This window comes from uncultured Aquincola sp. (assembly GCF_964001545.1).
Taxonomy (GTDB): domain Bacteria; phylum Pseudomonadota; class Gammaproteobacteria; order Burkholderiales; family Burkholderiaceae_C; genus Aquincola.
The window spans coordinates 1-13,706 of the sequence record NZ_CAXFDV010000090.1 but is presented as its reverse complement, the minus strand read 5'-3'; the positions used below and the strand labels follow the sequence as shown (position 1 = coordinate 13,706).

At 70.8% G+C, this 13,706-nt stretch carries 14 protein-coding genes; 7 read left to right on the top strand and 7 right to left on the bottom strand.

Features of this window, described 5'->3' with window-relative positions:
• Together ABNT58_RS03235 and ABNT58_RS03230 are read left to right on the top strand one after the other, a co-directional pair.
• Positions 1-237: hypothetical protein (locus tag ABNT58_RS03235; RefSeq protein WP_348752075.1), on the top strand; the 237-nt coding region annotated here is incomplete at its 5' end.
• Positions 238-308: 71 nt separating this feature from the next.
• Complete coding sequence (locus ABNT58_RS03230) at positions 309-455, top strand: hypothetical protein (protein WP_348752074.1); 147 nt, start codon at positions 309-311, stop codon at positions 453-455.
• A gap of 6 nt (positions 456-461) precedes the next feature.
• Here ABNT58_RS03230 and ABNT58_RS03225 read toward each other — a convergent pair whose 3' ends face one another.
• The 5 genes from ABNT58_RS03225 to ABNT58_RS03205 all read right to left on the bottom strand — a co-directional run bounded on the left by ABNT58_RS03225 (position 462) and on the right by ABNT58_RS03205 (position 6,418).
• Positions 462-1,697 carry an MFS transporter gene (locus tag ABNT58_RS03225; RefSeq protein WP_348752073.1) on the bottom strand — a complete coding sequence of 412 codons (1,236 nt, stop codon included), beginning with the start codon at positions 1,695-1,697 and terminating at the stop codon, positions 462-464.
• A 10-nt stretch (positions 1,698-1,707) separates the two neighbouring features.
• Positions 1,708-2,979: a CoA transferase gene (locus tag ABNT58_RS03220; protein ID WP_348752072.1), complete on the bottom strand. Its 1,272-nt coding sequence runs from the start codon at positions 2,977-2,979 to the stop codon at positions 1,708-1,710.
• 9 nt (positions 2,980-2,988) lie between these two features.
• Positions 2,989-4,485 carry an MmgE/PrpD family protein gene (locus ABNT58_RS03215; RefSeq protein WP_348752071.1) on the bottom strand — a complete coding sequence of 499 codons (1,497 nt, stop codon included), beginning with the start codon at positions 4,483-4,485 and terminating at the stop codon, positions 2,989-2,991.
• A 2-nt stretch (positions 4,486-4,487) separates the two neighbouring features.
• Entirely contained in the window at positions 4,488-5,471 is a 984-nt protein-coding gene (locus tag ABNT58_RS03210; protein WP_348752070.1) for a tripartite tricarboxylate transporter substrate binding protein, read from the bottom strand.
• Between the two features lie 119 nt (positions 5,472-5,590).
• The gene (locus ABNT58_RS03205) at positions 5,591-6,418 is read right to left on the bottom strand and encodes a GntR family transcriptional regulator (protein WP_348752069.1); all 828 of its coding nucleotides are present in this window, start codon (positions 6,416-6,418) and stop codon (positions 5,591-5,593) included.
• Positions 6,419-6,492: 74 nt separating this feature from the next.
• Here ABNT58_RS03205 and ABNT58_RS03200 point away from each other — a divergent pair, with 74 nt between their 5' ends.
• The 3 genes from ABNT58_RS03200 to ABNT58_RS03190 are packed head-to-tail and all read left to right on the top strand — an operon-like array spanning position 6,493 to position 9,033.
• The gene (locus tag ABNT58_RS03200; RefSeq protein WP_348752068.1) at positions 6,493-7,323 is read left to right on the top strand and encodes a CoA ester lyase; all 831 of its coding nucleotides are present in this window, start codon (positions 6,493-6,495) and stop codon (positions 7,321-7,323) included.
• Positions 7,324-7,351: 28 nt separating this feature from the next.
• Positions 7,352-7,870 (top strand): MaoC family dehydratase, encoded by a 519-nt coding sequence (locus ABNT58_RS03195; RefSeq protein ID WP_348752067.1) that lies wholly within the window; start codon positions 7,352-7,354, stop codon positions 7,868-7,870.
• Complete coding sequence (locus ABNT58_RS03190; protein ID WP_348752066.1) at positions 7,870-9,033, top strand: acyl-CoA dehydrogenase family protein; 1,164 nt, start codon at positions 7,870-7,872, stop codon at positions 9,031-9,033. The genes ABNT58_RS03195 and ABNT58_RS03190 overlap by 1 nt, the downstream gene beginning before the upstream one ends.
• A gap of 19 nt (positions 9,034-9,052) precedes the next feature.
• Here ABNT58_RS03190 and ABNT58_RS03185 read toward each other — a convergent pair whose 3' ends face one another.
• The gene (locus tag ABNT58_RS03185; protein WP_348752065.1) at positions 9,053-10,759 is read right to left on the bottom strand and encodes a tannase/feruloyl esterase family alpha/beta hydrolase; all 1,707 of its coding nucleotides are present in this window, start codon (positions 10,757-10,759) and stop codon (positions 9,053-9,055) included.
• A gap of 150 nt (positions 10,760-10,909) precedes the next feature.
• Between ABNT58_RS03185 and ABNT58_RS03180 the strand changes: the two genes are divergently transcribed.
• Positions 10,910-11,944, top strand: a complete 1,035-nt coding sequence (locus ABNT58_RS03180; RefSeq protein WP_348752064.1) for a LacI family DNA-binding transcriptional regulator — start codon at positions 10,910-10,912, stop codon at positions 11,942-11,944.
• A gap of 3 nt (positions 11,945-11,947) precedes the next feature.
• Here the strand turns inward: ABNT58_RS03180 and ABNT58_RS03175 are convergent, their stop codons facing one another.
• Positions 11,948-12,709: an IclR family transcriptional regulator C-terminal domain-containing protein gene (locus tag ABNT58_RS03175; protein ID WP_348752063.1), complete on the bottom strand. Its 762-nt coding sequence runs from the start codon at positions 12,707-12,709 to the stop codon at positions 11,948-11,950.
• Between the two features lie 142 nt (positions 12,710-12,851).
• On the opposite strand from ABNT58_RS03175, the gene ABNT58_RS03170 reads away from it, so the two are divergent.
• Positions 12,852-13,706, top strand: an 855-nt coding sequence (locus tag ABNT58_RS03170; RefSeq protein WP_348752062.1) for an MFS transporter, incomplete at its 3' end; no start/stop codon positions are given.

Sequence of the window (13,706 nt, the reverse complement as noted above, 5' to 3'; positions counted from 1 at the left end):
TGGATGGCCGCCGCCATCGACCCCTGCCATGCCGAACTCGAAGCCCTGGTGCGCACCGGCGTGGCCCAGGGCCTGCTGCACGACGGCGTGCCCGCGCGTGCGCCCCGCCTGCTGCTGGCACCGTTGATGCACTTCCTGTTCGACCTGCTGATCCAGGGCGATGCGGTGCGCGACCAGGGCGCGCAGCGGCGCGCGTTGCATGGCGCGTGGGTGCGCGAGCAGATGGCGCCGCGCTGAAACCGCGTCAGCCGGGGCCTGCGCCGCCTTGCGCCCCCTGCCGCGCCGTGAAGGCCAGCCAGCTGATCGGCATGAAAGTGCTCAACCGCGACGGCCGGTCCATCGGCTACGACGAAGGCCGCATCAAGGACCTGAACGCCGACAACTGGGTGACTGAGGTGCGGCGCAACCTGGGCAGCCGGCCGGCTGCTGCGTCGGCCGCCGCCAACGCGCGCTGACGCAGCTCAAGCCCGGCGCACGGTCGCCGGTTGGGGCCGCGCCAGCACCGCCACCGCGCCCAGCAGCGGCAGCGCCAGCAGCGCAAAGGCCAGGCCCAGGCTGCCCAAGGCGCCGGCCAACAGGCCGAAGGCAGGCGGCCCCAGCACCACGCCCAGGTAGGTGAAGAAGAGGCACCCTGCGGTGGCCGCTGCGGCTTGCTGCGGCGGCACCTGCCGCGCCACGCTGGACAGGTACACCCCGTTCCAGCCGATGGCGCTGGCGCCGTACACGGCCAGCAGCGCCAGCACCAGCGCGGGCCGGGTGCCGCCATCGGGCAGCGCCATCGCCAGGCCGCAGGCCATCATCAGCAGCACCAGCCCCAGCAGCGTGCGGGCAGCGCCCGGGCCGCGGTCGGCCAGCCAGCCCCACCAGATGCGCCCGACGACACCACCGCCCTGCGCCAGCGAGGAAGCAGCGCCCGCGGCCACCAGCGTCCAGCCCAGGTCGGCGGTGAGCCAGCTCACCATGAACGAGGTCAGGCTCACCTGCACCACCGACAGCACCAGCGAGCAGGCCGCCATCTGCCGCAACCCCGCCTGGCCCCACACCAGCCGCACCGGGCCGGCCATGGCACGGAACGTCGGCCAGGCCGCGCGCGGGTCACGCCCGGCATCCAGCAGCGGGTGCAGCGGCTGCGCCAGCGCGGCGCCCAGCAGGCACCATGCGGCCATGGCCGCCATCGCTTGAAAGCCGCCGCCGGCCGCGCCTGTGCCCGGGCCGGTGGCCCACACCAGCAGGCCGGGCACCAGCATGCCGGCCAGCGCACCGCCCACCGGCACGCCGGTCTGCTTGATGGAGAACACCAGCGCATGGCGGTGCGGCGGCGTGGTGCGGGCCAGCATGTCGGAGCTGGCCGGCGTCACCGGGCCGTAGCCCAGGCCGATGAGCAAGGCGCCCGCCAACGCGGCCGCGATGTGGGGCAGGCCCACCAGCAGCAGCCCCGCGGCGCTGCAGGCCAGCGACACCTGGCTGCTGCGGATGGGGCCCCAGCGCCGCACCAGGGCCGCGCCCCATTGGCTGGACAGCATGGCCGCCAGGTACACCAGCGCGATGTAGAAGCCCACTGCCGCCGTGCCCAGTTGCAAGGCCGGCAGCAGGCGCGGCGCCGCCACGGCGGGCGCCAGCACCGCGGCCGAGGCCGCTGCCTGCACCAGCAGCGTGATGGGCAAGGTGCCGTGGCGCACGAAGGCGCCGGCGGGCAAAGGGGGCGACTCAGGGGCCGGCTGCATGACCAGCGTCGGGCCCCGCCGAAGCCACCGTGGCGGCCCGCGCGCCGGCCACCACGCCCAGCGCCTGCAAGCGTTCGATCTGCGCCGCATCGAAGCCGGCCTCGCGCAGCAGCGCCTCGGTGTGCTCGCCCATGCGCGGCGCGGCCTGCTGCGGCAGGGACACGCCTTGCACGCGAATCGGGTTGGCCACCATGCGCGCCTGCCGGCCATCGGGGTAGGCATAGTCCAGCACGCCCGCCCGTTCATGCACGAAGGGGTTCTCCAGCGCCTGCGCCACGTCGAACACCGGCGACACCGGCACCTTGCCGGCCAGCCGCTCGATCCACACCGCGGTGGGCTGGGCCATCAGCGCGTCGTCCAGCAGCCGGGTCACTTTGTCGCGGTGCTTCAGCCGCTGCGCGAAGTTGGCCAGCTCGAGGTCGTCGATCCATTCCGGGTGGCCCAGTTCGCGCGCCAGCAGCGGCCAGAACTTTTCCTTGTTGCACATGATGAAGAGCCAGCCGTCCTGCGTGCGGTACAGCTGGCTGGGCACCAGGCTGGGATGGCCGCTGCGTGCCGTGCGGCCGGTGACGGTGCCGGCATTGAGGTACCAGGTGCCGGGGTAGTTGAGGTTGTGCAGCGCCACGTCGAAGAGCGAGGTGTCCATGTCCAGCCCCACGCCGGTGGCGCGCGCCTGCGTCACGCCCGCCAGCAGCGCGAAGGCCGCGGCCAGCCCGGTCATCAGGTCGACGATGGACAGGCCGTAGCGCACCGGCGGACCTTCGGGCTCGCCGGTGAGCGTGAGGTGACCGGCCTCGGCCTGCATCAGGTAGTCGTAGCCGGGCCAGGCGCGGCGCGAGCCTTCGCGGCCATAGGCCGACAGATGGGTGCAGACGATGCGCGGGTTGATTTCCTTCAGCGATGCATGGTCCAGCCCCAGCCGCGCGGGCAGATCTCCGCGCAGGTTGTCGAGCACCGCATCGGCCGTGCGCACCAGGCGGTGGAACACGGCCTGGCCTTCCGGGTGCTTCAAGTCCAGCGTCAGGCTCTTCTTGTTGCGGTTGAAGGTCTGGAAGAAGTGGCTGTCGTCCTCGCCGAAGAAATGCGGCCCCACATGGCGGCCGACGTCGCCGCCGTCCTTGTGGTTCTCGATCTTGATCACCTCGGCGCCCAGGTCGGCCAGGTAGGAGGTGCCGAAGGGGCCGGCGCCGTACTGCTCGACGGCCAGCACGCGCAGGCCGGCCAGCGGCAGGGAAGGGGAAGAAGCTGCGGTCATCGGCGGCTTTCAGTGCAGGGAAGGGTCGCGCGCCAGCAGGGCTTCCAGCGCGGCGGCGTCGGCCGCGCGGTCCAGCGTCAGCACCGCATCGCACACCTGGGCCGCATGCGCGGCCGGAAAGCACAGCGTGGCATTGGCCAGGAACTTGTCGCGCACTTCGGCGTTCGACAGCGGGCGCTCGGCATGGCCGCGGTTGACGGGTTCGCGGTGGCTCAGCGTGCGGCCGTCGTCCAGCGTCACCCGCACTTCGCCGGTGTAGTGGCGCGGGAAGGTGCTGGCCTCGTCCACCACGTAGTGCACCCGCTGCATCAAGGCCAGCGCAGCGGGTTCGGTGAAGGCGGCCGGCTCCAGCTCCTGCAGGCCCAGGCGCCCGCGCAGCAGGCCGCTGGCCACGCCGTAAGGCAGGCTGAACTTGGCGTCGTAGTCGGTGCGCGGCTGGCGCTTGCCTTCCTGCGGCTCGCACACCGCGGGCACCACGCCCGCGGGCACGCGCACCTCCACCCGGGCGATGCGCGCGGGGTCGCCCACCGCCGCTCGCAATGCAATGGCCGCATCGGCACTGGCATGGATGAAGTGGCACACCGGAAACGGCTTGATGGCCACGTTCTCGGTCTCCCAGGTGCTGGCCTGCCCGTTGGCCGACAGGCCCGCGGTGCCCAGGGACAGGTCGATGCCGGCGTGCTGCGCCTCGCCCATGTACAGGCGGTAGAAGCCGTAGCGGCCTTCATAAGCTTCCGCCGGCGCGTCGATGCCGTGCGCCGCGAACATGGCGGCGGTGATGGCCGCCTGCGCCGCCCAGCCGGGGTGGAAGCGCTTGGTCCAGGCGCCGTCTTCGATGAACTGCAGGCTGCCGCCGGCCATCGACAGCGCGGCGCCCTGCGCGCGCACCAGGCCGTCTTCGTCCAGGCCCAGCAGGCGGCCGGCGGCCAGCGCGCTGGCCATCGCGCCCACCACGCCCGTGGGGTGAAAGCCGTGCGCATGCAGGCCACCGCGCGTGACGCTGGCGATGCGGGCGCCGCACTCCACGCCGGCGATGTAGGCGGTCAGCATCTCGGCGCCGCTGGCACCGCACTGCGCCCCCAGCGCCAGCACCGTGGGCAGCACGCTCACCGTGAGATGGATGATGCCGGCCATGTGGGTGTCGTCGTAGTCCAGGCCATGGGCCAGCACGCCGTTGAGCAGCGCCGCATCGCGCAGCGGCAGGCGGCGGTCGTGACCCATCACCGCACGGCCGGTGGCACCGCCTGCGGCACCCACGGCCGATGAGGCCAGGGCCTGCACCGCGCTGGTGAAGCGTTCGGCAAACGGCTGCCGCCGCGCGGCCAGCGCGCAGCCGATGGCGTCCAGCATCAGGTGGCGGGCACGCAGCGCCACCGGCTCGGGCACCTGCGCCAGCTGCAGCCGGTGGGTGAAGCCGGCCAGCGTGCGGGCGATGGTGTCGGCCTGCTGCAGGCGGCTGGGCGGCTGTCCGGCTACCACCGGCGTGGAAGGAGTTCGCTCGGTCATCGTCACTCCACCTTCGCGCCGGAGGCCTTGACTACCTGCGTCCACTTGGTGATCTCGGTCTTGATGAAGCCGCCCAGTTCCTCAGGCGACATCACCATCGGCTCGGCGCCCTGGGCCATGAAGTGCTCGCGCACCACCTTGCTGTTCAAGGCCTTATTGATCTCGGTGTTGAGCTTGGTGACCACCGCCGGCGGCGTGCCGGCCGGCGCCATGATGGCCACCCACGGCACGCCGCTGAAGCCGGGGTAGCCCAGTTCGGCCACGGTGGGCAGGTCGGGCGCCGCCGCGCTGCGCCTGGCGCTGCTCACGGCCAGTGCCTTGAGCTTGCCCTGCCTGACGAAGGGCATCGCAGCCACGGTGGTCTCGAACATCACGTTCACCTGGCCGCCCATCAGGTCGGTGAGGGCGGGCGGGCCGCCCTTGTAAGGCACGTGCATCAGGTCGATGCCGGCGGCCGAGCGGAACATTTCCATCACCAGATGGTTGGTGACGCCGTTGCCGCCCGAGGCGTAGTTGATGCTGCCCGGCCGCGCCTTGGCCTGCGCCACCAGGTCCTTGACGCTGGCGGCATTGAAGCCTGGGTTGGTGACCAGCACCAGCGGCACCAGGGCCAGGCCGGCCACCGGCACGAAGTCCTTCACCGGGTCGTAGGGCAGCTTGCTGTAGAGGCCCGGGTTCACGGCCAGCGGCCCGCTGGACGTCAGCAGCAGGGTGTAGCCGTCGGCGGGCGAATTCATCGCCTGTTGCGTGGCGATGATGCCGGCCGCGCCCGGCTTGTTGTCCACGTAGAACTGCTGGCCCAGCTGCTCGCTCAGGCGCACCGCGATCTCGCGGCCCAGCACGTCGGTGGCCTGGCCCGGCGGAAAGCCGGTGAGCACCTTGACCGGCTTGGCCGGGTAGTCCGGCGCGGCCGGCTGGGCCATGGCGGCTGCGCCGGTGAGCACGGCGGCCGCCAGCAGCAGGGGATGGAAGAACCTTCGGGCCATCGCTTGTCTCCTGAATTGTGCGGACAATATAGGTCGGCGCAAAACAGGCTGTCAACGGCCACGGCCAAGGCCGTGTCCGCGATGCAGGGGTGTCGAGGGTTTGTCCGGGGCCGCGCGGCTTACTTGCGCAGCTCCATCCGGTAGGTGAAGCGGTCGCTGGGGTGCACGTTCTCGGCCAGCTCCAGCAGCCGGCCGTCGTCGCCGTAGTAGCGGCGCACGATGCGCAGGGCCGGGGCGCCTGCCTCGGCGCCGAGGTTGGCGGCGTCGTCGGCGTCCAGCACCACGCCGGAGATCTGCTGCTCGATGCGTTCGATGGAGCGCTTGAACTCGCGCTCGATCAACGCATAGATGGCCACCTTGCTGTCGCGCAGGCGGGGCTGTATGCCGTCCAGCAGCGGGTTCAGGAACAGGCGCGTGACGCAGATGGGCCGGGCATCGGCATGCGCTGCGCGGCGAACGCCCACGGCGTAGATCCACTCGGTGCCGGGCGCATCGCCGAAGTCGCGCGCCTGCGCCTGCGACAGGCCGATGCGCCCCACGTACATCACGCGCAGCTCGGTGTCCTGCGCGTACTGGAAGAGGTCGCTGGCCGATGTGGCGTCGTGCGTGTAGCGCGCTTCGTCGGGCGTGGAAGTGACCACCGTGCCCACACGCTGCCGGCGCGTGACCAGGCCCGCCTGCGACAGCAGCCGCACCGCGCCGCGGGCGGTGAAGCGGCTGATGCCGAACTGCTCGCACAGCTCCAGCTCGGTGGGCAGCCGCGCGCCCACCGGGTACACGCCTTCGGCAATGGCGCGCTTGAGCTCACGCGCCACCTGCTGGTAGCGCGGCTGGCCGCCGGCATCCTCGGCCGCCGTTTCGGCCACCGCCGGCGTCTTGATGGCCTTGGCGGCCTTCGCAGCCGTGGCTGGCGGGTTCTGCTTGCGGGGTCGGACGGCGGCGTTCACGGCGGCGGATTTCAACACAGTGCCGGCCCTGCGCTTGACTTGGTCCGCATCGCCTGCCTAATATGTCCGGACATATGAACGCAGCCCAGCAACCCCGCGCCATGCTCTTCGTCTCGGGCGAAAAGCCCGATCGTTTCGACAAGGCCCTGGCGGCCGGCGCCGACCTGGTGTGCATCGACCTGGAAGACGCGGTGGCGCCGAGGGCCAAGGCGCAGGCCCGCGCCGCGGTGCTGCAGTGGCTGCAGGCCCGCCGGCCGGCCGGCATTGCCTTGCGCGTGAACGGCGTGCGCACGCTGGAAGGGCTGCGCGACCTGCTGGCCCTGGTGGAAGCGGACGTGCGGCTGGACTGGTTGCTGCTGCCCAAGGTGGAGTCGGCAGACGAGCTGCAGCTGGTGCAGGCCTGGACCGGCGAGCGCTGCCCGCGGCTGGCGGCGCTGCTGGAAACCCCGGTGGCCATCGAGCAGGCCGGCCGCATCGCCGCAGCCGGTGGCCGCCTGGGTGCCTTGATGCTGGGCGGCGCCGACCTGGCGGCCGAGCTGGGCGCGCAGTTCGGCTGGGACGGCCTGCTGCATGCCCGCGGCCGGCTGGTGAATGCCGCGCGCGCTGGCGGGCTGCAAGCCTGGGACGTGCCGTACATCGCGCTGGACGACGAAGCCGGCCTGGCCGAAGAAACCCGCCGCGTGGCGGCGCTGGGCTTCGACTGCAAGACCGCCATCCACCCTCGGCAATTGCCGGTGGTGCATGCCGCGCTGCAGCCCAGCGCGGCCGAGGCCGAATGGGCAGCGGCCCTGCTGGCCGACCTGCCCGAAGGCGCCACCCCGGGCGCCTACCTGTTCCGCGGCCGCATGGTGGATGCACCGGTGCTGGCCAAGGCCCGCCGCATTGCGGCCCGCATCCAAGCCTGAAGAACCGATCACCCAAGGAGACAAGCCCATGGTCCAGACCGCCAAGCGCATCGGCGAGAACCGCTACCGCGAGCAATTCGGCCGCAGCTACGAAGACTTCCGCATCGGCGACATCTACGAGCACCGGCCCGGCCGCACGATCAGCGAGACCGACAACACCTGGTTCACGCTGCTGACGATGAACACCCATCCGATGCACTTCGATGCCGAGTACGCCAAGGCCAGCGAGTTCGGTCGCTGCATCGTCTGCAGCCCCTTCACCGTGGCGCTGCTGGTGGGCATGAGCGTGACCGACGTGAGCCAGAAGGCGATCGCCAACCTGGGCTGGGGCGACATCAAGCTCACGCACCCGGTGTTTGCGGGCGACACGCTCTACGGCGCCTCCGAGGTGCTGGACAAGCGCGAGAGCCGATCGCGCCCCGGTGCCGGCCTGGTGAGGGTGCGCACCGTGGGCACCAACCAGGACGGGGTGGAGGTGTGCACCTTCACCCGCACGATGCTGATCGCCAAGCAGGGCCACAGCGTCGAAGACAAGGTGAACTACTGATGAGCATGCAGCCCCACACCGCCACCGACGACCAGCAGGCCTTCGTCGATGCCATCGAGACCTGGGTGGACAAGGAGCTTCGGCCCGCCGCCCGCCGATACGACCTCGCCGACGAATACCCGCACGACATCGTCGAGCAGATGAAGGAGCTGGGCCTCTTCGGCGCCACCATCGGTGAGGCCTACGGCGGCCTGGGCCTGTCGGCCTGGACCTATGCGCAGATCGTCATCAAGGTGGCGGGCGCGTGGATGGCGCCTTCGGGCATCTTCAACTCGCACCTGATCATGGCCTCGGCCATCGAGCGTTGCGGCACCGAAGAACAGAAGCAGCATTGGCTGCCGCGCATGGCCACGGGTGAGTACCGCGGCAGCATCGGCCTGACCGAGCCCAACGCCGGCTCCGACCTGCAGGCCATCCGCACCGTGGCGCGGCGCGAGGGCGACCACTACGTGGTCAACGGCAGCAAGACCTGGATCACCAACAGCCTGCATGGCCACGGCACGCTGCTGCTGGTCAAGACCGACCAGGCGGCCGAGCCGCGCCACCGCGGCATGAGCCTGCTGATCGCCGACAAGGGCCCGGGCTTCAACGTGGTGGGCAAGCTCAAGAAGATGGGCTACCGCGCCATCGACACCTGCGAGCTGACCTTCGAGGACTACCGCGTGCCGGCCAGCCACCTGCTGGGCGGCGTGGAAGGCAAGGGCTTTGCGCAGACCGCGGGCGGGCTGGAACTGGGCCGCATCAACGTGGCCGCGCGCGGCGCCGGCATCGCTGAAGGCGCGCTGCACCTGGCGCTGCGTTATGCGCAGGAGCGCAGCGCCTTCGGCAAGCCGATCAGCCAGCACCAGGCGGTGCAGCTGAAGCTGGCCGACATGGCCACCCAGGTGGAAGGCGCCAAGCGCCTGATCGAGCAGGCGGCCCGCAAGTTCGACCTCGGCGAGCGCTGCGACCTGGAAGCCGCGATGGCCAAGCTCGCCGGCTCCGAGGCCGGCGCCTTCTGTGCGCAGGAGGCGATGCGCATCTTCGGCGGCTACAGCTACTCGGTGGAATACGACATCGAGCGCTACTACCGCGACGCGATGCTGATGTGCATCGGCGAAGGCACCAACGAGATCCTGCGCACCGTCATCGCCAAGCAGTTGATCGAACGCCACCCGGCGTGACGGCAGCCCCAGCAGCGGTTTACGGCGCCGAGGTGGCGCAGCGGTAGCTGGCCATCAGGCTGGCATCGCCGCCCACGTACTGCGGGTAGCCCGGAAAGCGGCACATCGGGCGCGAGGCCAGCGTGGCGTAGGGCGCGGTGGCCGCATTGCGCACCTGGGCCAGGGCGTCGGCCGGGGCGGTGCCGGTGGTCGACCAGCGGTCCAGCTCGGCCAGCAGGTCGGTGGTGGTGGGCACCAGGGTGCCGGTGGTCAGGCTGGCCGCGGTGCCGCCATGGTTGGAGGCCGGCGACACGTACAGCCGCATGAAGCCATCCACCGCCGACTGGCCCATCCGGGCCACCACGCTGTGGTAGTACTGGATGCCCGCCAGCGGGCTTTGCGCCATGTCGCCGCTGTTCTCGCGCACGATTAGCTTGCCGCCGCGCCGCAAAAAGCCCGACAGGTCGGGGTCGGTGGCGTCCATGAGCGCCGACACCTCCTGGATGCGCGTGCGGAACGTGGCCGCGTCGAAGTTGCGCACGTCGAAGGCCGCATCGCGCGCGATCACGTAGCGCGCGTAGCTGCTGCCGTAGTTCACGCCGCGTGCATCGGTGGCCAGCGGCGTGGGCACCTGCGGCACCTGGCCATTGGTGATCCAGCGGCCCAGGCCTTCGCCGCCCGGCTGGATCTCGCCACCGAAGAGCCGGCCGGGGTAGGTGGTGAGCCCGTTGGCCAGCGCGAACGGCATCACCGTGGGGCCGTAGGTGGCCTGCAGCGTGGCCAGCTGCGCATCCGACAGGCAGCTGTCGCCCGCGTCGGCGCCACCGGCGCAGCGCAACGCTTGCAGGTTCACGCGGGCAGGGCACGCCAGGTAGTTGCTCACCACGCCGTCGGCGATGCCGTCCAGCCCGTCGCAGGCGGTGTTCACCGCATCGGCCACCAGCCGGATCTTGGCGGTGTTGAGCGCGCCGCCGTTGAACTGCGGCTTGCTGTAGTTGATGAAGCCGTTGAACAGCCCCGTCCAGTGGATCACCGGCACCACCGACACGATGCCGTCGAAGTCGGCCGGGTAGCGCTGCGCCATCACCAGCCCTTCACGCCCGCCCTCGGAGCCACCGAAGTAGTACTGGCGGCTGGGCGTGCGCAGGTAGTAGCCGGCCATCAGCGCATGGGCGCTGTCCTTCACCTTCTTGTACGACTCGTGCGCGAAGTTCACCAGCATCTCGTCGTTGAGCGCAAAGCGGCCCGGGTCGGTGGTGTTGTAGCTGGTGGCGTCGTGGCCGGAGTCGGTGCCGAAGGTGGCATAGCCCTGGGCCAGCGGCCGCGCCATGCCGGCGGGCGCGTCGCGCAGCGCGGCGGTGCCGTCGATCAGCACGCCGTTGAAGCCGCCGCCGCCGTACATCAGCGCCTTCTGGTTCCAGGTGGTGGGCAGGTTGAGCTGGAAGCGGATGGGGTCGGCGCCCGTGGTGCGCGCGGCGATGCTGCCTTGCAGCTGGCAGTACTCGGGCAGCTCGCCGGCCGCCGGCACCAGCACCGCGGCGGTCACCGTGGCCGCGCCGCTGGGCAGGCCGATGCGCGTCGGCGCCACGGTGGTGCCGGCCATGCGGGTGCAGGCCTGCTGCAACTCGGCCACGCCGGGCACCGGTGGCGGCGCGTCGCTGTCGCTGCCGCAGGCGCACAGGGTGAGCAGCAGGGCCGAGGCTGCGACAGCGCGGGGCAAGGCCGTGGGGATGAGGCTGGGGTACATCGGGGTCTCCGGTGGGACGGCACCAGCAACATGGTGCGCCTTTGTGATGTCAAGACATGCACAAAACTGCATGTTCGTGCAGTGTTAACGTTGCCATTAGCGGCTGCATTGGGACTTACCCGTCCACGACGGTTGCCTACACTGCCCTCCATGTCCCAGGCCCCCGACGATGAATTGCCCGCGCCGGCCGCCCGACCGGGCTCGGCCACGCTGCACCATGTGGCCGGGCTGGCCGGGGTGTCCATCATCACGGTCTCTCGTGCGCTGCGCGAGCCGGCCAAGCTGGCCCCCGAGACGCTGGCCCGTGTGCGACAGGCGATTGCCGACACCGGCTACGTGCCCAACAGCGCCGCCGGCACGCTGCGCATGGCGCGTTCGGGCTTCGTGGCGGCGCTGGTGCCCAACCTGCAGGCCAGCAACTTCGCCCAGTTGTCGGCCGGGCTGACCGAGGTGCTCAGCGCCCATGGCTACCAGCTGCTGATCGGCGAGATCGGCTACGGCGGCGGCCGCGAAGACGACCTGCTGCGCGCCGCCCTGGGCCGGCGGCCCGAGGGGCTGGTGATCACCGGGGTGCGGCATTCACCCGCGGGCCGCGTGCTGCTGCGGCAGGCCGGCATTCCCATCGTCGAAACCTGGGACCTGGCCGACGAGCCGATCGACATGCGGGTGGGCGCCTCGCACGAGCGCATCGGCGAAGCGGCCTGCGACCACCTGGTGCAGCGCGGCCGCCAGCGGCTGGCGCTGGTGTCGGCCGACGATGAACGCTCCTTGCGGCGGGCCGCCCGCTTCGTTCGGCGCGCCGCGGCGCTGGGCCTGCGGGCGCCGGTGGCATTGACCGTGGCAGCGCCCAGCACCCATGCCCAGGGCCGCGCGGCACTGGCCGACGTGCTGGCGCGTGCGCCCGACATCGACGCGGTGTGCTGCAGCTCCGACCTGCTGGCCATGGGCGTGCTGACCGAGGCCCGCGTGCGCGGCATCCAGGTGCCGCAGCAGCTGGCGGTGATGGGCGGGGGCGATGCCGAGTTCGCGGCCAGCTTGTCGCCCAGCCTCACCAGCATCCGCATCGACGGGCGTGAGACCGGCCGGCAGGCCGGCCAGATGCTGGTGGCCCGGCTGGAGCAGCGGCCACTGCCGCAACGGCACGTCGACGTGGGCTTCGAGCTGATGGCGCGAGAGAGCACCTGAGCCCTACAGCACCCCGCGCAGCAGCTGTGCCGCTTCCTGCAGCGGGGGCAGCAGTTTCAGCAGCGCATCGTCGCCCGGGTAGGCGCGGCTTTGAAAGGTGATGCTCATGGCCGCCACGCAGCGGCCGTGGCGGTCCAGCAGCGGCACGGCCAGGCCGCGCAGGCCGATGTCGGCGTACTGCTCGGCCAGCCAGTAGCCCAGCTGCCGCGCCTGCAGCACCATCGCCCGCAGCTGCTCGGGCGCCACCACCGTCTCGGCGGTGAAGCGGCCGAACTCGGCATCGGCGAACCAGGCGTCCAGCTGGGCATCCGTCAGGCTGGCCAGCACCACGAAACCGGCCGACACCAGGTGCGCCTGGATGCGCGCGCCCGGGTGAAAGCCGATGGAGATCACCCGCGGCGAATTGCTGCGGCTGAGGTAGACCACCTCATGCCCGTCCAGCACGCTGAGGTTGGCGGTCTCGCCCGTCTGCATCGACAGCCGCTGCAGGAAGGGCTGGGCCAGCCGCGGCAGCCGCGCCGCTTCCAGGTAGCTGCGGCCCAGCCGCAGGATGGCCGGCAGCAGCCAGTAGTGCTTGCCGTCGGTGTCGGCATAGCCGTAGTGCACCAGGCTCACCAAGTAACGCCGGGCCGCCGTGCGCGTCAGGCCGGCCAAGCGGCCGCATTCGGAGGCGGTGAGCCGCGGGTGCTGGTCGGAGAAGCACTCGATCACCCGCAGGCCCTTGCCCAGGCCCTCGATCAGCAGCGAACGGTCGATGTCGGTCACGGCGCCAGACTCCGGAGTAACCCTTGATGCGATCGATGATCGATCGCTAGCGCTTGATCATCGCACGTTCAGTGTGCGCAGCCAGCCCCTTTTGCCGCCCCGCTGGCTACAGTGAAAGCACCTCGAAGACAGGAGACAAGCCTTGGCAACTTCCCACGCAGGCGCCCACGGCGGCCGCCAGACCCGCAAGGCCACGGCCAGCGGCTGGATCGGATCGGCGCTGGAGTACTACGACTTCTTCATCTACGCGACCGCCGCGTCGCTGATCTTTCCGCAGATCTTCTTTCCCAAGGGCGACCCCACCATCGCCATCGTGGCCTCGCTGGCCACCTACGGCGTGGGCTATGTGGCGCGGCCCATCGGCGCCATCGTGCTGGGCCATTGGGGCGACACCCACGGCCGCAAGAATGTGCTCATCCTGTGCATGTTCCTGATGGGCTTTTCCACCGTGGCGGTGGGCCTGCTGCCCACCTACGACCAGGTCGGCATCCTGGCGCCGGTGCTGCTGGTCATCCTGCGGCTGATCCAGGGCTTTGCGGTGGCGGGCGAGATCTCGGGCGCCAGCTCGATGATCCTGGAGCATGCGCCATTCGGGCGCCGGGGCTTTTTCGCCAGCTTCACGCTGCAGGGCGTGCAGGCCGGCCAGATCATGGCGGCCGCGGTGTTCCTGCCGCTGGCGCACTACATGCCCACCGAGGCCTTCAACAGCTGGGGCTGGCGCATCCCGTTCCTGCTGAGCTTCGTCGTCATCGTGGCCGGCTACATCATCCGCCGCGAAGTGCATGAAACGCCGGCCTTTGCCGATGCTGGCGCCAAGAAGGCCGTGGTGCGTACCCCCGTGGTGCAGGCCGTGACCGAGAGCTGGGGCGACATGCTGCGCGTGGTGTGCATGGCGCTGATGAACGTGATCCCGGTGGTCACCTCCATCTTCGGCGCGGCCTATGCGGTGCAGGCCAGCTACGGCATCGGCTTCAGCAAGGACGTGTACCTGTGGATC

Coding starts and splice junctions, on each gene's coding strand:
- ABNT58_RS03200 (WP_348752068.1), top strand. CDS start 6,493: ATGAACGCAGCCCAGCAACCCCGCGCCATGCTCTTCGTCTCGGGCGAA.
- ABNT58_RS03185 (WP_348752065.1), bottom strand. CDS start 10,759: ATGTACCCCAGCCTCATCCCCACGGCCTTGCCCCGCGCTGTCGCAGCC.
- ABNT58_RS03220 (WP_348752072.1), bottom strand. CDS start 2,979: ATGACCGCAGCTTCTTCCCCTTCCCTGCCGCTGGCCGGCCTGCGCGTG.
- ABNT58_RS03195 (WP_348752067.1), top strand. CDS start 7,352: ATGGTCCAGACCGCCAAGCGCATCGGCGAGAACCGCTACCGCGAGCAA.
- ABNT58_RS03215 (WP_348752071.1), bottom strand. CDS start 4,485: ATGACCGAGCGAACTCCTTCCACGCCGGTGGTAGCCGGACAGCCGCCC.
- ABNT58_RS03190 (WP_348752066.1), top strand. CDS start 7,870: ATGAGCATGCAGCCCCACACCGCCACCGACGACCAGCAGGCCTTCGTC.
- ABNT58_RS03210 (WP_348752070.1), bottom strand. CDS start 5,471: ATGGCCCGAAGGTTCTTCCATCCCCTGCTGCTGGCGGCCGCCGTGCTC.
- ABNT58_RS03230 (WP_348752074.1), top strand. CDS start 309: ATGAAAGTGCTCAACCGCGACGGCCGGTCCATCGGCTACGACGAAGGC.
- ABNT58_RS03180 (WP_348752064.1), top strand. CDS start 10,910: ATGTCCCAGGCCCCCGACGATGAATTGCCCGCGCCGGCCGCCCGACCG.